Below are 20326 nucleotides of genomic sequence, written 5' to 3'. Positions count from 1 at the left end.
TTTTGGGCAAAATTTGCGTTTATCCATTAAAAAAGCGGCCTTGAAAGCCGCTTTTAAATTTATTTTCCTTCCCGTTCCTTCTTTTTCATTTCTTTCCATAAGGCCAGCGCCTCTTCGGGGGTGGCGGCGCGGGCATGATCGCCGAATACATGCGGGTGGCGGCGGTGGAGTTTGTCGTACAAGCCCTGGATAACGTCGTCAATCGTAAATTTGCCTTCTTCGGCGGCAATCTGGCTGTGCATGAGCACTTGCAGCAAGACATCCCCCAGTTCTTCTTTCATATTTTCGTCATCTTTTTTTTCGATGGCGTCCACCAATTCCTGCGTTTCGCTGCGCAGGCATTTAATCAAGGTTTCGTGCGTCTGTTTCTTGTCCCACGGGCAGCCGTTGGGGCCGCGCAGTACGGCAAACGTTTGAACCAAATCGTTAAAGTTGTTTTTTGTCATTGTTCCCACCTGGTAAAAATGCTATACATTTATTATATGAAAAATAATATCTTCCGCCTGAGTTTATTAGCCGTTTTTTTATGTTTTTCCGCGCTGGCCGGCGCGCAGATAACCGTGGTGCGCGTAGACGGTTCCAGCATTTATTTAGATACTTCTTCCGCCGCCAAAGCCCCGTACAAAGGGCAGTCTTTTAAAGTAATTGTATCCACCGAAAAATTAACCAACCCCCAAACGGGCAAAGACCTGGGCGACATTTACCACTATTCCCCCGTCGGGAAAATCACCGAAGTCCAGCCGCTCTACGCCGTGGGTGAAATGGCAAATCCCGCCGGCATTGCCGTAGGCCAGCAGGCCCTGCTGGAAGAATCAGCCGACCCCGCACCGGCCGCCGCACCCCAGCCGCAGGCGCTGCAAATCCCGGGCGAAGTGCGCAAAAAAATTATTTACGCGCCCATCGCGCAGGAAATCATCAGCGTAACCGAGGCGGACGTCTCCGCCCCCGGCGCCCAAAACCTGGTTACCCTTTCTTCCGACCGGCAGGTTACCGTCTGGAGCCGCGGGGAAAATAATACGTTAAAAGAGGTCTTTTCCTATTTCCTTCCTTCGTCTGCCCAACCTATCACAATTTCGGCAGTACCCGTCAAAAAAGGCAACGCCCAAATTTTTGTAACGGTCTATACGCCGGCCCGCAAAAAGGTGTCCGCTTTTGTGCTGGAAAATAAAAACGGCTCGCTGGAAAAAACAGCCGAACTTCCCTTTTTCGTCAAAGAACAGGGCTGCGGCGCGGAAAAAACCGTCTGGGCGCAAACGCCTTTTGTGTCGGAAGAATATCCCGGCAACGCCCGGCAAGTGGTGTATGAAGACGGCAAATTTAAGGCTTCCAAAAAATCGTTTGCCACGCTTCGCAATTGGCTGACGGGCGTGGCCCGCTACGGAGTAGAAAAAGAAGGGGCGGACAACCTGATTTACACCTCTTCCACCGGCACCTTGCGGATGGTTTTGCAAAACGGCAAACGCACCGAAAGCAAGGATTTGTTCGCATCGTCTCCAAATCGTGTAAAATATAAGCAGGAGATTTTGGAATTTTATCCTTCCGTGCAAGTATTCGGCCCGCAGGGCGACGCTACCATTGCCGCTGTGGAAAATGACGCAAAAATCGGGCTGCTGGCCCAAATGTTCGGCCAATACCAAAACGGGAAAATACATTTTCTGACGTATGAAAACGGGCAGCTGACCGTGCAGGACACCACCCCCTTGGACGGCGTCGTGTACGATACCGCCTGCTCGCAGCGCGCGGTGCTGGCCGCCGAAGTATTGCCCAACGGCAACAGCCGCATTGTAGAAATTTTTAAATAATTTAGGAGAGCATTGTGCCACAGTCTAACGAAAAAATCAACGTGCTGGACAAAGGCTTTGTACGCCTGGTAGATTTTATGGGGGGCGACGACCGCGCCGTGCAGGCGGCCCGCGTATCCTTCGGAGCGGTTTCCAAAGGGCCGGAGCAGGACAAACGCTTAATCAAATACTTAATGGAACACGCCCACCATACGCCGTTTGAACATTGCTATTTTCAGTTTCACATTTGCTGCCCGATTTATGTGGCGCGCCAGTGGATGCGCCACCGCTGGGGTTCTTACAACGAAGTAAGCGCCCGCTACACGGAAGTGAAAGACGAATTTTACATCCCGTCCGAGTTCCGCAAACAGGACACCAAAAACAAACAAGGCTCCGTAGCCGACAGCGCGCTGGACAACGCCGCCCTGCGCAAAATCTACGAAGACAGCGTGGAAGCTTCCTACGCGGCCTATCACAAACTGCTGGAGGCCGGCGTCGCGCGGGAAATGGCGCGCGGCGTGCTGCCGGTTTGCCAATATACTCAATTTTACTGGAGCGTGAACGCACGCAGTCTGTTCAACTTTTTATGCCTGCGCACCGACAAGCACGCGCAAAAAGAAATCCGCGTCTATGCAGACGAAATCGCCAAAATCGTAGCGGAAAAAATGCCGTGGTCGTGGGAGGCGTTTGAAGCGCTGAACAAACAGCTGCCGTTAGGCTCCGAATAAAGTCTTATCTTAAGGGGACACATATGAGAATACTCGGCATGATTATGGCCGGGGGAAAAGGGGAACGTCTTTACCCGCTGACCAAAGACCGCTCCAAACCCTCCGTGCCGTTTGGAGGCAAATACAGAATCGTGGATTTTGTATTGTCCAACTTCGTCAACTCCGGCATTTTCTCTTCCTACGTTTTGGTGCAGTATCTTTCGCAAAGCTTAATTGAATACTTGCGCACCACCTGGCGTTCGGAAGGTATTATTTCGGATCATTTCTTAACCTGCGTACCGCCGCAAATGCGCCTGGGGGAAATCTGGTACCGCGGCACGGCCGATTCGGTACGGCAAAACATCAACCTGGTAAAAGATTTTGCGCCGGACTTGGTGGCCATTTTCGGGGCGGATCATATTTACCGCATGGACGTGCGGCAAATGATTGATTTCCACCTTAAAAACAAGGCGGACGTAACCGTCGCCGCCAACACGGTGCCGCTGGCGGAGGCTTCCGCCTTTGGCGTCTTGGGTACGGACGAAACCGGCCGCATCATCCAATTTGACGAAAAACCCGCCCAACCCAAATGCATTCCGGGCAACCCCAAAGCGGCGTACGCCTCCATGGGCAACTATATTTTTAACACGGATGTATTGCTGCAGGTGCTGCAAAAACGCTTCTGCGATGTGCCGGCCCTGGATTTTGGCAAACACATCCTTCCCAAAATCTTGACCGACCACCGCACGTTTGCCTATAACTTTCAAAGCCAAACGCTCCCCGGCGCCAAGCCCTATGAGGAGCAAGGCTACTGGCGCGACGTGGGAACGATTGAATCCTTCTGGCAAACCAATATGGATCTTTTAGGCCCCAAGCCCAAACTGGATTTAAACAATCCCCAATGGCCCATCAGCACCACGCTCAACCGCGTTCCGCCCACCAAATATATGGGCGGCACAGTAACCAACTCCATCATCGGGGACGGGTGCATCATCCACCCGAAGGCCAAAATCAAAAACTGCGTCATCAGCGACAGCGTCATCATTGGCGAAGGCGCCGAACTGGAAGGCTGCGTGATTATGGACAACTGCGAAATTAAACCGGGCGCCAAGCTTAAAAAAGTGATTATGGACCGTTTTAACACCATCGCCTCCAAGCAAACCATCGGGCACAATATGGAGGCCGACTCGCAGAAATACTACATTGACCCGTCGGGCATTGTGGTCATTCCGCGCGGCAAGAGCAAATTCTAACCCAAAGCGCGGCCCAAACGCCGCGCTTTTTTTGGATATGATTAAAACGCTAAAACTAAAAAATCAGGAAGAAATTTTAATTGCGCTGGGCATTCAAGACCGCAAACTGCGCGCTTTGGAAAAAAACTTTAAAGTAACGGTCTTCGTCAAATATGACGAAGACGGCGACGGGGCCTTGCTGTCCGTTAAAGGCACCAACTCCCGCGTGGACAAGGCCCTGGCCAAACTGCAAAAAGACCTGGCCCTAAACGCCGAAAAACGCCCGCTGGATTTGGTAAAAGACACCGTTCCGTTTGCCAACAACGTCGTCTTCCGCCCGGAGCACGCCCGCCCCGTGGAAGCCCGCAGCGAAAACCAAAAAAAATATATTGAAGCCGTCTTCGCCAACGACTTGGTTATTTCGTCCGGCCCGGCCGGAACGGGCAAAACGTTTCTGGCCTGTGCGTGCGCGCTGCGCGCGCTGGAGCTGGGGCTGACGGAACGCATCGTGGTCACCCGCCCCATCGTGGAGGCCGGCGAAAAGCTGGGGTTCCTGCCCGGCGATATAGAAGAAAAAGTGGATCCGTATCTGCGGCCGATTTACGACGCGTTTTACGCCATGCTGGGCATGGAGCGTTTTAATTCCCTCAAGTACAATAACATTCTGGAAATCGTGCCGCTGGCGTACATGCGCGGACGCACGCTGGAAAAAGCTTTTATTATTTTGGACGAAGCCCAAAACACCCTGCCCGCACAGATGAAAATGTTTTTAACGCGTATGGGCATCGGCTCCAAAATGATTGTAAACGGCGACTTGTCCCAGATTGATTTGCCCAATAAAAAAGAAAGCGGCCTGCTGCAAGCCAGTGAAGTGCTGGGAAAGCTAAAGAACGTAGCGTTTATCCAATTTACCGGGGAAGACGTCGTGCGCCACCCGTTAGTCAAAGACATTGTAGCCGCCTACGACAAATGGGAGAAAAAACATACGGGGAAAACCAAATGATTGCTCATATTTTTTATAAAACCGATGTTCCAAAGTACCTGCGCCGCACGGGTTTATTTAAAGCCGCCCTGCAGAAAGGGCTCAAGCATTTTGCCCGCCAAAACATTGAAGTAAATGTGATTTTTGTAGACGAGAAAGAAATCCGCCGCGTAAATGTGGAATTTTTAGACCACCATTACGTCACCGACGTCATTTCTTTTAACAACGAAAAGCCCCCCTTTGATACGGGCGAGCCGTGGGGGTTTGGCGATATTTTCGTCTGCTATCCGGTCGCGCGCAAAAACGCCAAGCTGTTCGGCCACACCATTTTGCAGGAAATGCTGATGTACGTTACGCACGGGGCGCTGCATTTGTCCGGCATGGACGATCACGACCCCAAAGACCGTGCGGAAATGGACAGGCAGGCGGAAAAAATCATCGCTTCCGTACTGGATTAACAAAACTTCATTTATAAAAAAGGAACGCCTGATGCGTTCCTTTTTTTATTCAAATGGTTCGCTAGCTTATTTATCTTCCGGCACGTCTATAATATGCGGAGCGCCTTCTTCATCCACAATCAAATACTGCAGTTTGCGGTGCATGCCCACATCCACGGGAATAATGTTGGCGGTCTTGTCCAAAATAATGCGGCTCACCTGCGTATGCCCCACCACCTGCACCAACGGGCTTTTGGGGTATGAAGAAGCCAAGTCTTCCAAATCTTCCCAGAAAATACCGCCGAAACGGTCGGCCCCTTTGCGGCTGATGCTGATGTTAAAAATGGGGTGTTTGTAAAATTCGTGTTTAATGGATTCGCGGAAAATCAAGTTAATCATCGCGGCGATGTTGGCGGCGTTGGGGTCGTCTAACTGCATTTGGAAAATTTTGTATAACTTGCGCGTAACGCCGGCGTGCGTAAACAAAATGCCTTTATAGGCATAGGCGGCTTTCAATTCGCCGTTTAAAACTTGGCGCGTCAGCTTGTCGTGAATCAGTTTGGCTTCTTCTTTGCTAAAGCCGGAAATGACAAAGTTGGAAAGAAGCGGCTCCAGCTCGTGGTTCCCCACCAGGCGGATTACTTCGCCTTGCGTTTGTGCCGCCTGCTTTTGAATCCGGTCCAGCAAATCATCCACCTTGCGCGAAGCCGGCCCCCGGTCAAAAATATCCCCCATCTGCACCAAGCGGTTGTGCCCGCCGCTCCAGTTTAGCTGGTCATCCACCAGCCCGGCATGGCGCAGCAGTTTTACAAACGGATCAAACTGCCCGTGCACATCTCCCATCACAATTACTTGCTTTGGAGTCTTTTGGGTTTCCATTGGTGTAGCGCCTTCTACAAATAATATAATAATAGTATACAAAAAACGTACGCGGGCAACGCACCCGTTCTGCTTATGAAAATACCACCCACCGCGCTTAAACGGCTGAGGCACATTGCCGGAGCTGAAAATGTGTTGACGGATGAACTGTCTCTCTCGCTCTACGCGTACGACTGTTCCCTTTCGCGCACCCGGCCGGACGCGGTCATCCACATTACCCGGGAAGAAATGGTTTCCCCCGTTTTAAAAACGCTGTATCAATATAAGATTCCGTTTGTCCCCCGCGCCAGCGCCACCAACCACGCCGGCAGCTGCACGGCTTTAAACGGCGGGGTCATTTTAAATTTAACGGCGCTTAAGCATATTCTGCAAATCAACACCCGGGAAGGCTGGGCGTGGGTACAGCCGGGCGTAATTACCGGGGATCTGCAAGACCGCTTGGCGCCGCTGGGCTATTTCTACGCGCCCGATCCCGCCAGTGAACGCGTCTGCACCGTGGGCGGCAATTTGGCCCAAAACGCAAGCGGGGCGCGCTGTATGAAATACGGCGGCACGATTGACCATGTGCTGGCCGCGGAAGTGGTGCTTGCGGACGGAACGCCCGTGTCGGTTTCCCGCAGGCAAGGCGGGCCGGATTGGATTGGCCTCTTGGCCGGAAGCGAAGGCACTTTGGGCGTTATTACCCGGCTACAAGTGCGCATTTTGCCGGCCGCCAAACACATCAAAACTTTTTTGGTTACGTTCCCCTCACTGGCAGACAGTGTGCAAACCGTCAGCGATTTAGTGGCACGGGGGATTATCCCGCGCTGCGTGGAAGCCATGGATCAAATCACCACCCGCGCGGTGGAAGAATTTGCCCATGCCGGCTACCCGCTGGACGCGCAGGCCCTGCTTATTTTGGAGCTGGACGGCAAACCGGCTCAAATTGAAAAAGAAGAAAAAGAGCTGGAAGAAATTTGCCTAAAGAACAAAGCCCAGCATTTTATCCCGGCCCGCACCGAAGCCGAACGCCAAAAACTGTGGTTTGGCCGCCGGGCGGCTTACGCGGCGATGGCGCGGCTGGCGCCCAACGTGATGGTGGGAGACGGAACCGTCCCCCGCAGCGAACTGCCGCGCGCATTAAAAAAAGTGCGGCAAATTCTAGACGACAACCACATTGTGGCCAGTTTGCTCTTCCACGCCGGAGACGGCAATTTTCACCCGCAAATCGTGTTTGACGAGCGCAACAAGCCCGAAACTGTGCACGTTACCCGCGCGCTGAAAGAAATTCTGCAGGCGTGCGTGGACTGCGGCGGAACCGTGTCCGGGGAGCATGGCGTGGGCGTAGAAAAACGGGCCGTGATGGCTTATCAGTACGATAAGCCCACCCTGGATTTGTTCCGGCAAATCAAGCAAGCGCTGGATCCGCGCCAACTGGCAAACCCCCTTAAATTAATTCCGGTAAACTACGCCGAAAAGGCCCGCCCCGCGGCGGCGCCCGACGCACGCATGGCCGCGCTGGCCTCCGCCGTTTTGCGCCGCAAAGAGGCCCAGGCGCCCTGCATCCCGATCGGGCAAAACACCCGTTTGCAAACAACCGCCCAAAATACGCTCAGTACCCAAACGCTTGCCCGCGTGATAGAAATTGATAAAACCAACTACACGGCTACCGCCGAGGCGGGCGTGCCGCTTGCGGCACTTGTGCAGACCTTGCAGCAGGAACAGGTTTTTTGCGCGCTTCCCGCCGGCAAAGGCTCGCTGGGGGGCGCGTTTTGCTCCGGATGCATGCCGGATTTTTATTCCCATGTGTTGGGGCTGGAAGCCCTGCTGCCGGACGGCTCTTTCGTGCGCTACGGCGGCAAACTCATGAAAAACGCCGCCGGCTACCACTTGACCCGTTTGTTTGCAGGCTCGCAGGGCACGCTGGGCATCGTGACTCGGCTTACTTTTAAAATTTTTGCCCAGCCGGTTGCTTCCGTGCCCGTGCTTCCGTTTGTGCAGGCGCCGGCCAACGCGCTGTGGCGGGCGATTAAAAAACAGCTGGATCCGAATGATTTGTTCCCCGCGTTAAAAGGAGAAGAAAATGACTGATTTTTTCGTTCCTCAATTAGATCCGAACGCCCCTAAAAAACATCTTTCTTCCCTGCAAACCCCTTTTGGCGAGCGCAGCGTGTACGATTCCGTTTCCTTTTGCAACCGCTGCGGCAGCTGCCAGCAGGCTTGCCCTACGTATCTGCTAAGCGCGCAGGAAACGTTTTCCCCGCGTGGGCGAAACCAAGCGGTGCGCCTGCTGATGGAGCGCAAAATAACTGTGGCTCAAAACCGCGCCTTGCTTCAAGAACTGGCCGCCAGCTGCCTGCTTTGCGGCCGCTGTACGCAAGCCTGCGCCGGCAAAATTCCGACGGCACAACATATGCTGGAACTGCGCCGTGCATTAGGCGGCCGCTGGTTGCCGGGCGGACTGCACTTTTTACTCTCCTGCCGCGCACGCAGGCCCCGATTATTTGCGTTTCTCGTGCAAACGGCGCGCGTGCTTCGGCGCATGGGCGCGGTGCGCCTAATGCGCATGAGCGGGCTTTTAGCGCTGCCGCCTCTGTCCTGGATTCGCCACGCGGACGATATTCTGCCCCGCGCCTTGCACGAAAAAGAACGCAAACAACTTTTGCAACAGACGCTTTCCCCCGTCCAAAACCCTACGCTTATTTACCTGCCTTCTTTGGAAGCCCAATGGCTGATGCCCGATTTGGGCGCCTCGGTGCTGGCGCAAGCCGCCCAAAAACATTCGGTTTTAGTTTGGAACGCCCCCAGCGGCCTGTTTGAATATGTGTATGGCGACCTGCGCCAAAGCCGCCGCTTGCTGCGCCGGCTGATCCGCCGCCACCAACACACCGCCGGCGGCCGCCTGCCCGTACTGACGGACAGCATTGACGTGTACCTGTTTTTCCGCAGCGCCCCGCAATTATTTGACCGCTGGCCCTCCTTGCAAAAGCAAGCCCGGCGGTTTGCGGCGTGCGTGTGTTTTGTAACCGACATTTTAAAACCGCGCCCGCAAAAAGCGGAACAAAAAAACGTGCGGCTGGATTATTCCGCCTTGTTTTCCCGAGAGGGAGAAGTGTTTGACCGGGCGCAAAAAATATTAAAGACACAATTTAAGAAAAATTTTGTAGAGTGTTGGTATAAGGACGCGGACACGCCCGCGTTCGGTTATAGTTTCGTGCGGCCTGATTGGGCGGAGCCCATTTGTATGCAGGCCGTGCGGAGCATCGCCCGAACACAGACAGGGACTGTGTTTACTTTGTCAGGGCTGTCTGCCTTGGAGCTGGGGTTTTATTTAAAACGTTTTTACCCGCACGCCCAGGCAGACCACTTAGTACGCTTAAACGGGTGAGGCTATGCAATCTTTCAAGCCGGAAAACAGCAAGCTTTCTGCCGAAGAAAAGCTAAACTTGCTGGTAGAGTTTGGGGCGCGTATTTCGTGTGAATTGCGCTTGGATAAATTGCTAGACATTATCGGCCAACAAATTACCAAAATGCTGGATGTCGGCCGGTGCACCATTTATTTAAAAGACGTAGAAAAAAACGAACTCTGGTCTAAAATTGCCCAAGGCCGCGGCTTGGAACATACCGAAATCCGCGTGCCGCTTAACGGCAACGGCGTAATTTCGCTGGTGGCCCGCACGGGCGAAACCATCAACCTCCCCAACGCCTACGAAGACCCCCGCTTTTCCATGGACGTGGATATGGTTACGGATTTCCGCACCCATTCCATGCTGGCTATTCCGCTTAAAAACAATTCCGGCAAAGTGTTGGGCGTTTTCCAAGTGGCTAATAAATCAGACGGCACCGCCTTTGACAAAAAAGACGAAGGCATTTTGCTTTTGCTGGCCACATTTGCCGGCAGCGCCATTGAAATTGCCAAGCTTTACCAAGACGTACACGTTGCCCAGCTGGAAACGATTTACCGCCTGGCCGTTACGGCCGAATACCGCGACCAGCAAGACACCCGCGCCCATTTAAAAAACATCAGCATTATTTCCTACTTGCTGGCCTTGGCGCTGGGCATGAGCAAAAAAGATTCCGAACTTATTAAAAACGCCAGCCCGTTGCACGATATCGGCAAAGTGGCGCTGGCGGACAACATCCTGCTTAAACCGGGCAAGCTGACGCCGGAAGAATTTGAAATTATGAAATCCCACACCATTTACGGCGGACGCATTTTGGAAGGGGCGCATTCTAAAGTATTAAAAATCGCGCACAAAATGGCCTGCTACCACCACGAAAAATGGAACGGCTCCGGCTACCCCAAAGGGCTTAAAGGAGAAGAAATTCCGATAGAGGCGCGCATCATTACGGTGGCGGACGTGTTTGACGCGCTGTGCGTCTTCCGCGTGTACAAAAAAGCCTGGCCCACGGACGAAGCCTACGCCTATATTTTAGGCGAGTCCGGCAAATCGTTTGACCCGCACGTCGTGGCGGCGTTTAAAAAGATTTATCCTTCCGTGCGCAAGCTCTACGCCAACATTTCGGTCAACCAGCCTAAGCCGCAAACGGCCGATGTGCCAGCCGGCGAAAAAAAGAAATTATTTTAATGCCCCGCACGCTGCAGCGGGGTTTTTTCTGCCGTTCCGCTCCGCTGCCGAAAATACTACAATATAGTGTCCTTTTGGCTTTCAACCTTAAGTACAATTTTCTTTTACGAGGTTTCTGATGGAAAAAGAGACAATACTCATCGGCCTTTCGGGCGGGGTGGACTCCGCCGCCGCGGCCGTACTGCTTAAACAACAAGGCTACCGCGTCATCGGCGCGACCATGCTGATTTGGGATCCTTCCCTGCCGGTTCCTAACGGGCCTTACCAAAAAAACGCCTGCCTTTCTCCCGAAAAGGAAGACATCAGCGAAATAGAAAATTTGGCCAAAAAGCTGGATATTGAATTTTTAGCGGTGGACTGCCGCCAACAATACCGCCAAACGGTACTGGATAATTTCCGCCAGGAATACGCCTGCGGGCGCACCCCCAATCCGTGCGTGTGGTGCAACAGTTTAATTAAATTCGGCGTACTGCCGGCCGCCGCCAAGGCGCAGGGCATTGCGTTTGATAAATTTGCCACCGGCCATTACGCCCGCGTGGAATACGATCCCGCCGCCGGCAAATACGTGCTTAAAAGAGCCAAAGATTTATCGCGCGACCAAAGCTACTTTCTGCACCGCCTGACGCAGGAGCAACTGTCCCGCGTGTTGTTCCCGCTGGGCGAAAAAACAAAGCCCGAAATCCGCGAAGTGGCCCGCCAAGCGGGGCTGGCCGTGGCCGATAAAGAAGACAGCCAGGATTTTTATTGCGGCAATTACAACGACTTGCTGAACTTCCCCAATAAACCGGGCGACATTGTTACCCTGGACGGCAAAAAAGTGGCCCGCCACAACGGCATTTGGGGCTATACGATCGGCAAGCGAAAAGGATTGGGCGTAAGCGGATTTAAAACGCCCATGTATGTGGTACGCATTGACGCCCCCAAAAACCAAGTGGTCATCGGGCCGAAAGAGGCTTTGTACACAAGCACGCTGCAGGCAGACCACGTCAGCTGGGTGGCGGGGGAAGTGCCGGCGGAAAATTTTTCGTGCGAAATTAAAATCCGCAATTTGCACGTTCCCGCTCGGGCGCGGGTGCACGTGCTGGGGGACGGATCTTTTACGGCGCAATTTGCCGAGCCGCAGCTTTCGGTTACGGCGGGGCAGTCGGCCGTGCTGTATGCCGACGGGGATGTTGTCCTGGGCGGAGGCATTATCAAATAAGCCAAACAGATTCTAAAAAAACGGACGGCTTTTTGCCGTCCGTTTTTTGTGTTGCGCTTTTTACTAAGAAAACAGTTCCTGAAAGAAACTTTTCTTGCCGCCCGTTTCTTTGGCCAGCTCTTCCAAGAGTTCCTTCTGGCGGGGCGTCGGTTTTTTGGGAACTTCAATTTTAATGTTTACCAGCAAGTCCCCAAATCCTTTCTTGCCCAGGCGCGGCATGCCGTTCCCCTGCAGTTTAAGCGTGGAACCGAATTGCGTGCCTTTCGGAATCGTCAATTCCACTTCTTTTCCTTCAATGGTGGGAACCTTAATGCTGCCGCCGAGCACCGCCTGCGGATAGGTGATTTGGGCGTCAATTACCAAATCATCCCCCTGGCGTTTGAAAATTTTGTGCTCTTTGACGTGCACTTCTACATACAAATCGCCAAAGCCGCCGCCGTTGGTGCCGATATCGCCCCCGTTGGAAACGCGCAGCGTAACACCCGAGCGCACCCCGGACGGAATTTTAACGGTAATTTTTTCTTTCACGCGTTTTGTACCGCTTCCGCGGCATTCGGGGCAGGGTTTTTCCACCACAGTTCCTTTGCCGCCGCAGTCGGGGCATACTTGTCGCATGCTGAAAAATCCCTGGGAATAGGTAACCGTTCCCGTTCCGTTGCAGGAGCGGCAGGTTTTGCGCGCACTGCCGGGCGCGGCACCGGTGCCGTCGCACGCGGAGCAATTGTCCATGCGGGTGTAGTCCACCGGCACTTCTTTGCCCATAAACGCTTCTTCCAGCGTAAGCGTAACGTCCAGCTTTAAATCTTCCCCGCGCTGCGGCCGGGGGCTTTGCCGTCTGGCGCCGCCGAAACCACCGCCAAAAATATCGCCGAAAACGGAACCGAAAATATCGTTGATGTCTCCAAATCCGCCGGCGTTAAACCCGCCAAATCCGCCCGCGCCCGAAACGCCTTCGTGCCCGTATTGGTCGTACATCCGTTTTTTCTGCGGGTCGGACAGTACGGAAAAAGCCTCGTTTACTTTTTTAAATTGTTCTTCGGCTTCTTTGTTGCCAGGGTTGCGGTCGGGGTGGTATTTCATCGCCTGCCGGCGGAAAGCGGATTTGATTTCCACTTCCGACGCCGTACGTTCTACACCAAGTATCTGATAATAATCTTCTTTCATTTTAGTAGGCATAATCCTGCAGCTTTGCTGTAAAATCTCTTTTTTATATTTTATTAAATTTACACTCTCCCTGCACGACTGCTCCTTTTGAAACGGCTCCGTTTCCCGTATGCCTGCCGTTTTGCAGCCAAACGGAGCGAATTATGTTATAATATATATACAAATTAAGGGAGAGCAACCCTCTTCCGCCCGGCCCAAAAGGCGAGGGCGTGGGGTGTTGTCTCTTTATTTGGTATAATAAACTTATGTACGCAATTATTGAAACTGGTGGAAAACAGTACTGGGTAAAACCCGGTCAAGATCTGCAGGTTGAAAAACTGGACGCGAAAGCGGGCGAGAGCGTGGAACTCAAAGTGCTCTGGGCCGCCGACGAAGAAGGTACCTCGGCAGATGCCAAAGCCGGTAACACGGCCAAGGTCACCGCTCAAGTGGTCAAACATTTGAGAGGTCCGAAAATCCTCGTTTTTAAGAAAAGACCGAAAAAAGGTTACGAAAGAACCATCGGCCACAGACAGGATTTAACGCAAATTAAAATCACGGATATCCAGTTAGCATAAATTGGGAGACTAAACTATGGCACATACAAAAGCACAAGGTTCTTCCTCCAACGGAAGAGACAGCCACGGCCAGCGTTTAGGTATTAAACGCTACGGCTCCCAGTTTGTAAACGCTGGGGAAATCATCGTGCGCCAACGCGGTACCAAATTCTTGCCCGGTACCAACGTTTCCAGAAGCAGCGATGACAGCCTTTTTGCCCGCGTCGCCGGCATTGTAACCTTTGAATGGGTGAAGAGAGGCAAAAAGCAGATTTCCGTGTACCCGAAAGTTGCGGAAACCAAAGAAGAAGCCAAGGCTCCTGCCAAAAAAGCAGCTGCCAAAACCGCCAAACCGGCTGCCAAAAAACCGGCCGCCAAAAAGGCGCCCGCCAAAGCCAAAAAGGCCGAAGCGGACAAATAAGCTTCACAGTTTAAAAAAGCGGCAGGAACAAATCCTGCCGCTTTTTTTATGGCAGACCGACGCAAAATTTTTATTGTTTGGTACAATTTATGAAGAAAGACGAATTACACGTAAGCCAAGACGAATGGGCTTACCCCTGCGCCAAAACGCCGACCCGCGCCAAAGTAAAACGCGCGCGCCAAAAAGCCAAGCGCACGTTATCCAAAAAGTTATTGGCGCAAGCGCTGATGCAGGACGAAACCATTTAATTTTTATCCGCCGCAACAAATAAGCGCGGCGAAAGAGGAACTATGCAATCGGGAAGTTTTTTAGACCGTGTTAAAATCTACGTTACCGCCGGCAAAGGCGGCGACGGCTGTTTATCTTTCCGCCGCGAAAAATTTATTGAATTCGGCGGCCCCAACGGCGGCTGCGGCGGCAAAGGCGGCGACGTGATCCTGCGCGCCGAACCCAATTTAACCACGCTCCTGGAGCTGGCCTACAACCCGCACATTGAAGCCCAAAACGGCGAAAAGGGCGGCACCTACAACAAAACCGGCCGCGCCGGAGAAGACCGCATTGTGCTTGTTCCCTGCGGGACGATCGTCAAACAGGACGGCCATATCTTAGCCGATCTGACCAAGCCCGGCCAAGAATTTACCGTTGCCAAAGGCGGCATGGGCGGCCGCGGGAACCAATCGTTTAAAACGCGCAACAACACCGCCCCGCACATTGCCGAAAACGGACAGCCCGGCGAAGAAGTAACCCTTATTTTGGAATTAAAAGTATTGGCGGACTTGGGACTGGTCGGCTTCCCCAACGCGGGCAAAAGCACTTTCTTAAGCCGCATTTCCGCCGCGCGCCCGCGCATTGCGGATTATCCGTTCACGACGCTGAACCCCAACCTGGGCATTACGCTTCACAAAAACGTCAGCTTTGCCACGGCCGATATTCCCGGCATTATTGAAGGCGCCAGCGAAGGAAAGGGGTTAGGATACCAATTTTTAAAACACATTGAGCGCACCCGCGTGCTGCTGCACCTGGTGGATCCGGAAGGATTTGACGGAATGAATGCGGAGAAGTCCGTCAAAGTAATTGAAAACGAACTGAAAACGTTTGACAAAAAATTGTTTGAAAAACCGCGCATTATCGTGGTCAACAAAATGGATTTGCCTTCCGCCCAAAAAGCGTATGAAACGCTGAAAAAGAAATTTAAAAAGCACAAAGTAATGCTGATGTCCGCCGCGACGGGCGAAGGCGTAAACGCGGTACTGGACGAAGTGGTAAAAATTTTGGCTTCTACCCCGGTGGAAATGCCGCTGGAGCCAGAACAAACGGCGGCGGTGCACAAGGTGGAACCCATTTTTTCCATCTCCCGCGATGAAGAAGAGGTCATCCACATTACCGGCAAAAAAGTGGTGGAATTTATCGCCATGACCAATTTCAACCAGCCCGAAGCCGTGGCCCGGCTGCGCGGGATTTTTAAGAAAATTGGTCTGGAAAAGGCACTCCTTAAATTTGGCGTGCAAGACGGAGACACCTTGGTCGTAGGCGGGCGGGAATTTGAATGGAACGGGGATTTTGACAACGAAGCCCCCACCGCACCCGAACACGCCGGGTATAAACGGCGCGAAACCAAGCAGGAGCGTCTGGAAAAACGCCGGGCGCGGCGCCAGGCCAAACTGAAATAAAAGCTATTCAAAAAGGCGCTTTTCAAAGCGCCTTTTTTACGTTAACGGGCCCCCGTATGGGTATCCACCCACTCTACGGCCTGTACCACGGGTGAAAAATCCCGCTGGGATTTGCGGACAAAATCAGGAAAGGCATCCTTCCAATCCAATTTATAATAATCGCTGCCCATTACGCTTTCCATAAAAGAAGCAATTTCCGCATTAAACACCGGGAACATAAAATACTCTTCCTTCCGCGCGGCTTTATTGCCCACCCCGCGGACAGAAGTTAAATTGGCCGAAATAATGCCCACCAGCTCCCCGGTGTTGCTCATCACGCCAGACCCGCTCATCCCTTTGCGGATACCGAAATTATGCGTATAGGCAAATCCCAGCGCTTTGACGTAATACACCGGGTAAGGATCGGGCTTGATTTCCCGCTTTCCGCCAAAAATGGAAATGACCGACAGATCCCGGTCAATTACATAATTACCGTCGTCAAACAACACAAGGGGCGGAAACTCCGGGCTTACAATGCGCCGGTATTGGCGCGAAGCCTGCAGGTTTTGCCGCAAAAACGCATCAAACTGCGCCCGGGTAAGGGCAAGGTTGTTTTTTTGTTTTCCGCCGGCGCGGCGGTAATAAGTAATCGGAGCGCGGTCTAAATCCAAGCGGATGAGGGCAAAATCGTTTTTGACTATTTTCTGCGGGGAAAAGTCCGGATGCACAAACACGGCCGGTTTCTTGGCGGAGTGCGTCACGCGGGCCAGGGCCGAAACGGGCTGTTCCAGTAAATCCATTTGAATCAGACACCCGTTTTGGCAGTTCTGCTGTACGCAGTGGGCCGCCGTGGCAAACCAGCGGCGCCCGATGCGGGTGGCTTGGCATTTGCTGACGGAAGCCGCTTTTTCCCCCGTGGGCGTAATATAATACTCAAAGGTATGATAAAAGTCCTCTTTGCGGGTATGTCTATCTTCATCCGTAACCGAAATCACGCTCACCTGCCCCCAAACGGGAGCGGCGCCCAGCAAACAGGTTAAAAGTACAATCGTTTTCCACATAGTTGTTCTTCTGTTTATGATAGTAAATTAAAAGCTATTGCGATACCGGAAAAATAAGCCCCGCGTCAAACCCGCTTAACATGCGATACGGGCTGGCCTGCGGCCAGGAGAGAACGGTAGGATAGCGGGCATCGCCTTCCGTGCGGGCAAAAGGTTCTTTTTGCATAACGGCCCCGAAAGGCAAATCGCGGCCCAGTTCCCCCGCAAAAAATTGAAGAACAAACACCTGTGAAGAAGCCCTCGCCAGCGAGTACGGCGCCCGGTAATGCACGTGCATATTGCCGGTATAGACAAAAAACACGGCCTCCGGCTCCCGGCGGCGTACTTGTTCGATAATTTCGCGCCAATGCTCATTGCGCTGTTTCATGCCATACACCGATTCCACCTGGCGGAAAACGGGCGTAATGAGCCGTTGATGACTGCGGAAATAGCGTTCATCTTCCAGCCCGATGACGTCTATGCCTCGTTTGACAAATTTCTCCAAAAACCGAAAATCCGCACTGACCCGCCGGTATTTAAGCCCCAACAGCGACACCGGTTCCCCCGTTTTTTCAGACAGCGGAAGCGTCCTGTCAAACACAAACTCCGTTAACACAATAATTTTTCGCTCCGGATACATGTGCCGGTAGCCCAGCACCAGTTCTTCAAAAGCTTTGCGAAGCGGCGCAAAGCCGTGTTCTTCCCCCACGGCAATGTACTTGGCTTGGGGCGGAATCAGCGCGGCATACTGCACCGGCTGACGGGGCAAACGCACGTGCAGGGATTTTAAAATATCAGTCTTATAATGCTGCAAAAGCGCGATATCCCGCTCGGTTACGCTTTGCCACACGGCGGCCAACTGGTCGTTTATGTAATTAAAATAAGCATCCGCCTCGCTGGCGGGAAGGATTGAAGGCGAACTTTTGACGGCCATACTGCGCGCCGGCAAGTAGAGATCTGCTTTTAAGGGAAGGGCGTTTTTCCACCGGGTATGGGCCAGCAGTTGGGTTTGAAGGGCTCGTTCCAGTTTGGGCGCGGGCACAACCGCCGTCTGCCGGGCGGCCGTCGGCCCCAGCACCCGCACCAGTTGTTTGCCCCAGGCCGGGCCGCCCGGCTGGGCGGAAACGGCCGAGGCTACACTGAGAAAGAAAAAAAGAAGCCGCCATTTGCGCATAGGGTTCTATCTTTTCATTGTAACAAGAAGCCGGCTGCGCCGCAAGCGGATTTTGTGCACCCAAAACGCGGAAAAGCTGCAGGAAAATACAACAAAAAACCCCGCCGGAAAGCGGGGTTTTTATGCAAAAGAGAACAACTATTTATGGGTAACGAATACACCCGGGCCCATGGTAGAGCTTAACGAAATGCTCTGTACATAGATCCCTTTCGAGGTGCTCGGTTTTACGCGAAGGATAGTGTCCATAACGGCTTTTGCGTTTTCCACCAATTTGGCGGCGTCAAAAGACGCTTTGCCAATAATGGCGTGCACGATACCATAAGCATCGGCTTTGAATTCAATGCGTCCGGCTTTCAAGGCTTTGATGGTGTTGGCCAGGTCAAACGTCACCGTACCGCTTTTCGGGTTCGGCATCAGTCCGCGCGGGCCCAAGATTTTGGCGGCTTTGGCCAGGTCTTTCATCGTATCCGGCGTGGCCACGAGCACGTCAAAGTCAATTTTGCCTTTCAAGACTTCGTCCACAATGTCTTCACAGCCCACTCTGTCGGCACCGGCGGCCTGCGCTTCCTGCACATGCTCGCCTTTGGCGATGACCGCGATGCGTTTGGTTTTACCCGTACCATGCGGCAAAGCCACCGTGGTGCGCACCTGTTGGTCGGCTTTTTTGGTATCAATGCCCAGTTTCACGTGGATTTCAACGGTTTCGTCGAATTTGGCTTTGGCGTTTTCTTTTACGATCTTGGCGCCTTCTTCCAACGTGTAAACTTTGGACTTATCGTAAGCTTTTTGAGCGGCTTGCATTCTTTTTCCCATCTGAAATACTCCTTAGGTTGTAACGGGCGTTGTCGCCCTCCCTCAGTTTAAATTTATTTTACTACGTCCACACCCATGCTGCGGCAGGTGCCTTTTACCATCTCGGCCGCCTGTTTGATGTCTTTCGTGTTCAAATCGGGCAGTTTCTGCGCGGCGATTTTTTCGCACTGGGCTTGGGTGATCTTGCCGACTTTATCTTTGTGCGGAGCACCGGATCCTTTCGCAAGGCCCAGTTCCTTGATAATCAGCACGGCCATAGGCGGCATCTTGGTGATAAAGGTGAAAGAGCGGTCTTCGTAAACGGTAATGATGACCGGGATCTTGATCCCTTTTTCCATTTTCGCCGTCTTGGCGTTGAATTGTTTGCAGAATTCCATGATGTTTACACCATGCTGGCCCAAAGCCGGGCCCACAGGCGGGGCCGGGTTGGCAGCGCCAGCGGGAATCTGCAGCTTGATGTAACCTTTAATTTTTTTCTCTTTTGCCATTTTGTCGTTACTCCATATTTTTTACTGCTTTACTGCGGTAAAATCTAGTTCTTTTCCACTTGCAGGAAGTCCACTTCCACCGGGGTGGCGCGGTCAAAGACCGTTACCATCACCTTCAGTTTGTTCTTCTGCTCGTTGACGTCTTCCACTACACCAATAAAGTGTTTGAACGGGCCTTCGGTAATGCGTACGCTTTCGCCGCGTTCAAACTCCACCACGTGTTTGGGTTTGCCGGAGGTGTTGTCCGTCAGTTCTACGATGCCGGCAATTTCTTCTTCCGGCAGCGGCACCGGGTTGGGATCGCCCAAAAAGCCGGTTACGCCCGTAATGCTTTTAATAAACCAATACGCTTCGCTGGTCATTTTCATCTGCACCAGCACATAGCCAGGGAAAAACTTCCGTTTGCGCAAAATTTTCTTGTTTTGTTTGACTTCAACGACTTCTTCGGTGGGAACCAATACTTGAAAAACACGATCACCGAAATTTTGGATTTCGATGTTAAGCAGAATTTTTTCTCTTACTTTATCCTCGTGCCCCGTTTGGGTATGCACGACGTACCAAGCTTTTTCTTCAGACATTAGCGGCCCCCAACTACGAATCCGAGCACTTTGGTCAGCCCAAAGTCAATGACGCTGACATACGCCGACACCAACGCCACAACAATCGCTACCAAGATGGTGGACTGAACCACTTCCTGCCGGGAGAGCCACGTGGATTTTTTCAGCTCGCCGACAGATTGCTTCAGAAAATCAATTGCTTTGTTCATAGAAATATCCGTTTTCCTTGGTATAAAACCTGGCAGGAGCGGAAGGACTCGAACCTTCAGTCCCGGTTTTGGAGACCGGTGGTTTACCAGTTAACCGACGCTCCCACAAAAATCTTAGGCTTTGCCTTCTTTGTGTTTGGTGCTCTTGCCGCATTTTTTGCAGAACTTGTTGAGCTCCAATTTGTATTCTTTCTTTTTGCCGCGCACTTGATAGTAGTTTTTGTTTTTGCATTCGGTGCAAATCAGCGCGATCGTTAATCTTTCACTTGCCATCTTTCGTATCCTTAAATGGAGGGAAATCCCTCAAAGTTTCGCTCGTTCACGATTATTTGCGGGGGCATGGGTGAGATGCCCCCGCCACAGTGAACTAAACAATTTTACTACTCAATAATTTTGGTTACTACGCCGGCGCCTACCGTATGGCCGCCTTCGCGGATAGCGAAGCGCAACCCTTCTTCCATGGCTACAGGCGTAATCAACTTCACTTC

At 52.5% G+C, this 20326-nt stretch carries 23 protein-coding genes, 1 tRNA gene and 1 pseudogene; 13 read left to right on the top strand and 12 right to left on the bottom strand.

Translation table 11 applies throughout. The annotated features are described in order from the left end of the window. Window positions 1-59: 59 nt before the first annotated feature. Window positions 60-446 carry a MazG family protein gene (locus tag B5F75_RS07125; RefSeq protein ID WP_087289415.1) on the bottom strand — a complete coding sequence of 129 codons (387 nt, stop codon included), beginning with the start codon at window positions 444-446 and terminating at the stop codon, window positions 60-62. Window positions 447-482: 36 nt separating this feature from the next. Between B5F75_RS07125 and B5F75_RS07120 the strand changes: the two genes are divergently transcribed. The 5 genes from B5F75_RS07120 (at window position 483) to ybeY (ending at window position 5160) form a co-directional block, all read left to right on the top strand. Continuing rightward, entirely contained in the window at window positions 483-1802 is a 1320-nt protein-coding gene (locus B5F75_RS07120; protein ID WP_087289413.1) for a hypothetical protein, read from the top strand. Window positions 1803-1879: 77 nt separating this feature from the next. Next, window positions 1880-2509 carry an FAD-dependent thymidylate synthase gene (gene thyX, locus B5F75_RS07115; RefSeq protein ID WP_425130004.1) on the top strand — a complete coding sequence of 210 codons (630 nt, stop codon included), beginning with the start codon at window positions 1880-1882 and terminating at the stop codon, window positions 2507-2509. Window positions 2510-2532: 23 nt separating this feature from the next. Beyond that, on the top strand, window positions 2533-3741 hold the full coding sequence (glgC, locus tag B5F75_RS07110; RefSeq protein WP_087289411.1) for a glucose-1-phosphate adenylyltransferase: 1209 nt from the start codon (window positions 2533-2535) through the stop codon (window positions 3739-3741). Window positions 3742-3778: 37 nt separating this feature from the next. After that, window positions 3779-4723: a PhoH family protein gene (locus B5F75_RS07105; protein ID WP_087289409.1), complete on the top strand. Its 945-nt coding sequence runs from the start codon at window positions 3779-3781 to the stop codon at window positions 4721-4723. Continuing rightward, on the top strand, window positions 4720-5160 hold the full coding sequence (gene ybeY, locus B5F75_RS07100; protein WP_158093810.1) for an rRNA maturation RNase YbeY: 441 nt from the start codon (window positions 4720-4722) through the stop codon (window positions 5158-5160). Before B5F75_RS07105 ends, ybeY begins: the two co-directional genes overlap by 4 nt. A gap of 66 nt (window positions 5161-5226) precedes the next feature. Here ybeY and B5F75_RS07095 read toward each other — a convergent pair whose 3' ends face one another. After that, window positions 5227-6018, bottom strand: coding sequence for a metallophosphoesterase (locus B5F75_RS07095; protein ID WP_087289404.1), 792 nt, complete (start codon window positions 6016-6018; stop codon window positions 5227-5229). A 75-nt stretch (window positions 6019-6093) separates the two neighbouring features. On the opposite strand from B5F75_RS07095, the gene B5F75_RS07090 reads away from it, so the two are divergent. The 4 genes from B5F75_RS07090 to mnmA all read left to right on the top strand — a co-directional run bounded on the left by B5F75_RS07090 (window position 6094) and on the right by mnmA (window position 11787). Next, a complete protein-coding gene (locus B5F75_RS07090) occupies window positions 6094-8088 on the top strand; it encodes an FAD-binding oxidoreductase (RefSeq protein ID WP_087289402.1) in 1995 nt (664 codons plus the stop codon). Beyond that, complete coding sequence (locus tag B5F75_RS07085; RefSeq protein ID WP_087289400.1) at window positions 8081-9385, top strand: 4Fe-4S dicluster domain-containing protein; 1305 nt, start codon at window positions 8081-8083, stop codon at window positions 9383-9385. Before B5F75_RS07090 ends, B5F75_RS07085 begins: the two co-directional genes overlap by 8 nt. Before the next feature lie 4 nt (window positions 9386-9389). Next, window positions 9390-10586, top strand: a complete 1197-nt coding sequence (locus tag B5F75_RS07080; RefSeq protein WP_087289398.1) for an HD domain-containing phosphohydrolase — start codon at window positions 9390-9392, stop codon at window positions 10584-10586. A 118-nt stretch (window positions 10587-10704) separates the two neighbouring features. Next, window positions 10705-11787 (top strand): tRNA 2-thiouridine(34) synthase MnmA, encoded by a 1083-nt coding sequence (mnmA, locus tag B5F75_RS07075; RefSeq protein ID WP_087289396.1) that lies wholly within the window; start codon window positions 10705-10707, stop codon window positions 11785-11787. Window positions 11788-11850: 63 nt separating this feature from the next. Here mnmA and dnaJ read toward each other — a convergent pair whose 3' ends face one another. Beyond that, window positions 11851-12963 (bottom strand): molecular chaperone DnaJ, encoded by a 1113-nt coding sequence (gene dnaJ, locus B5F75_RS07070; protein WP_204201218.1) that lies wholly within the window; start codon window positions 12961-12963, stop codon window positions 11851-11853. Window positions 12964-13196: 233 nt separating this feature from the next. Here dnaJ and rplU point away from each other — a divergent pair, with 233 nt between their 5' ends. The 4 genes and pseudogenes from rplU (at window position 13197) to obgE (ending at window position 15578) form a co-directional block, all read left to right on the top strand. Beyond that, entirely contained in the window at window positions 13197-13508 is a 312-nt protein-coding gene (gene rplU, locus B5F75_RS07065) for a 50S ribosomal protein L21 (RefSeq protein ID WP_087289442.1), read from the top strand. 16 nt (window positions 13509-13524) lie between these two features. Beyond that, window positions 13525-13782, top strand: a pseudogene (gene rpmA, locus B5F75_RS07060) (50S ribosomal protein L27); the annotation flags it as partial. Between the two features lie 215 nt (window positions 13783-13997). Beyond that, a complete protein-coding gene (locus B5F75_RS07405; RefSeq protein ID WP_158093809.1) occupies window positions 13998-14156 on the top strand; it encodes a hypothetical protein in 159 nt (52 codons plus the stop codon). A gap of 42 nt (window positions 14157-14198) precedes the next feature. Then, a complete protein-coding gene (gene obgE / locus B5F75_RS07055; protein ID WP_087289390.1) occupies window positions 14199-15578 on the top strand; it encodes a GTPase ObgE in 1380 nt (459 codons plus the stop codon). 41 nt (window positions 15579-15619) lie between these two features. Here obgE and B5F75_RS07050 read toward each other — a convergent pair whose 3' ends face one another. The 9 genes from B5F75_RS07050 to B5F75_RS07010 form a co-directional block, all read right to left on the bottom strand. Continuing rightward, window positions 15620-16618, bottom strand: coding sequence for a trypsin-like serine protease (locus tag B5F75_RS07050; RefSeq protein WP_087289388.1), 999 nt, complete (start codon window positions 16616-16618; stop codon window positions 15620-15622). Window positions 16619-16652: 34 nt separating this feature from the next. Further along, the gene (locus tag B5F75_RS07045; protein ID WP_087289387.1) at window positions 16653-17771 is read right to left on the bottom strand and encodes a hypothetical protein; all 1119 of its coding nucleotides are present in this window, start codon (window positions 17769-17771) and stop codon (window positions 16653-16655) included. Window positions 17772-17909: 138 nt separating this feature from the next. Beyond that, window positions 17910-18584: a 50S ribosomal protein L1 gene (gene rplA, locus B5F75_RS07040; protein ID WP_087289385.1), complete on the bottom strand. Its 675-nt coding sequence runs from the start codon at window positions 18582-18584 to the stop codon at window positions 17910-17912. Between the two features lie 53 nt (window positions 18585-18637). After that, window positions 18638-19072: a 50S ribosomal protein L11 gene (gene rplK, locus B5F75_RS07035; protein ID WP_087289383.1), complete on the bottom strand. Its 435-nt coding sequence runs from the start codon at window positions 19070-19072 to the stop codon at window positions 18638-18640. A 44-nt stretch (window positions 19073-19116) separates the two neighbouring features. Beyond that, window positions 19117-19650: a transcription termination/antitermination protein NusG gene (gene nusG / locus B5F75_RS07030; protein WP_087289381.1), complete on the bottom strand. Its 534-nt coding sequence runs from the start codon at window positions 19648-19650 to the stop codon at window positions 19117-19119. Continuing rightward, complete coding sequence (gene secE / locus B5F75_RS07025; protein ID WP_087289379.1) at window positions 19650-19838, bottom strand: preprotein translocase subunit SecE; 189 nt, start codon at window positions 19836-19838, stop codon at window positions 19650-19652. Before secE ends, nusG begins: the two co-directional genes overlap by 1 nt. Before the next feature lie 30 nt (window positions 19839-19868). After that, window positions 19869-19943: transfer RNA gene (locus tag B5F75_RS07020), tRNA-Trp, on the bottom strand. Between the two features lie 9 nt (window positions 19944-19952). Continuing rightward, entirely contained in the window at window positions 19953-20111 is a 159-nt protein-coding gene (gene rpmG, locus B5F75_RS07015) for a 50S ribosomal protein L33 (RefSeq protein WP_087289377.1), read from the bottom strand. A 107-nt stretch (window positions 20112-20218) separates the two neighbouring features. Then, window positions 20219-20326 (bottom strand): EF-Tu C-terminal domain-related protein (locus B5F75_RS07010; RefSeq protein ID WP_204201219.1); only part of this gene is annotated, 108 nt, incomplete at its 5' end.

It is taken from the genome of Elusimicrobium sp. An273 (assembly GCF_002159705.1).
In the GTDB taxonomy this organism is placed as follows: Bacteria; Elusimicrobiota; Elusimicrobia; order Elusimicrobiales; family Elusimicrobiaceae; genus Avelusimicrobium; species Avelusimicrobium gallicola.
The sequence above is the reverse complement of the archived record's forward strand: the minus strand, read 5'-3'. Positions and strand labels throughout refer to the sequence as shown.

What these genes read in the sequence shown, in the direction of transcription:
- B5F75_RS07125 (WP_087289415.1), bottom strand. Translation starts at nt 446, where the DNA reads ATGACAAAAAACAACTTTAACGATTTGGTTCAAACGTTTGCCGTACTG.
- B5F75_RS07120 (WP_087289413.1), top strand. Translation starts at nt 483, where the DNA reads ATGAAAAATAATATCTTCCGCCTGAGTTTATTAGCCGTTTTTTTATGT.
- thyX (WP_425130004.1), top strand. Translation starts at nt 1,880, where the DNA reads ATGGGGGGCGACGACCGCGCCGTGCAGGCGGCCCGCGTATCCTTCGGA.
- glgC (WP_087289411.1), top strand. Translation starts at nt 2,533, where the DNA reads ATGAGAATACTCGGCATGATTATGGCCGGGGGAAAAGGGGAACGTCTT.
- B5F75_RS07105 (WP_087289409.1), top strand. Translation starts at nt 3,779, where the DNA reads ATGATTAAAACGCTAAAACTAAAAAATCAGGAAGAAATTTTAATTGCG.
- ybeY (WP_158093810.1), top strand. Translation starts at nt 4,720, where the DNA reads ATGATTGCTCATATTTTTTATAAAACCGATGTTCCAAAGTACCTGCGC.
- B5F75_RS07095 (WP_087289404.1), bottom strand. Translation starts at nt 6,018, where the DNA reads ATGGAAACCCAAAAGACTCCAAAGCAAGTAATTGTGATGGGAGATGTG.
- B5F75_RS07090 (WP_087289402.1), top strand. Translation starts at nt 6,094, where the DNA reads ATGAAAATACCACCCACCGCGCTTAAACGGCTGAGGCACATTGCCGGA.
- B5F75_RS07085 (WP_087289400.1), top strand. Translation starts at nt 8,081, where the DNA reads ATGACTGATTTTTTCGTTCCTCAATTAGATCCGAACGCCCCTAAAAAA.
- B5F75_RS07080 (WP_087289398.1), top strand. Translation starts at nt 9,390, where the DNA reads ATGCAATCTTTCAAGCCGGAAAACAGCAAGCTTTCTGCCGAAGAAAAG.
- mnmA (WP_087289396.1), top strand. Translation starts at nt 10,705, where the DNA reads ATGGAAAAAGAGACAATACTCATCGGCCTTTCGGGCGGGGTGGACTCC.
- dnaJ (WP_204201218.1), bottom strand. Translation starts at nt 12,963, where the DNA reads ATGCCTACTAAAATGAAAGAAGATTATTATCAGATACTTGGTGTAGAA.
- rplU (WP_087289442.1), top strand. Translation starts at nt 13,197, where the DNA reads ATGTACGCAATTATTGAAACTGGTGGAAAACAGTACTGGGTAAAACCC.
- B5F75_RS07405 (WP_158093809.1), top strand. Translation starts at nt 13,998, where the DNA reads ATGAAGAAAGACGAATTACACGTAAGCCAAGACGAATGGGCTTACCCC.
- obgE (WP_087289390.1), top strand. Translation starts at nt 14,199, where the DNA reads ATGCAATCGGGAAGTTTTTTAGACCGTGTTAAAATCTACGTTACCGCC.
- B5F75_RS07050 (WP_087289388.1), bottom strand. Translation starts at nt 16,618, where the DNA reads ATGTGGAAAACGATTGTACTTTTAACCTGTTTGCTGGGCGCCGCTCCC.
- B5F75_RS07045 (WP_087289387.1), bottom strand. Translation starts at nt 17,771, where the DNA reads ATGCGCAAATGGCGGCTTCTTTTTTTCTTTCTCAGTGTAGCCTCGGCC.
- rplA (WP_087289385.1), bottom strand. Translation starts at nt 18,584, where the DNA reads ATGGGAAAAAGAATGCAAGCCGCTCAAAAAGCTTACGATAAGTCCAAA.
- rplK (WP_087289383.1), bottom strand. Translation starts at nt 19,072, where the DNA reads ATGGCAAAAGAGAAAAAAATTAAAGGTTACATCAAGCTGCAGATTCCC.
- nusG (WP_087289381.1), bottom strand. Translation starts at nt 19,650, where the DNA reads ATGTCTGAAGAAAAAGCTTGGTACGTCGTGCATACCCAAACGGGGCAC.
- secE (WP_087289379.1), bottom strand. Translation starts at nt 19,838, where the DNA reads ATGAACAAAGCAATTGATTTTCTGAAGCAATCTGTCGGCGAGCTGAAA.
- rpmG (WP_087289377.1), bottom strand. Translation starts at nt 20,111, where the DNA reads ATGGCAAGTGAAAGATTAACGATCGCGCTGATTTGCACCGAATGCAAA.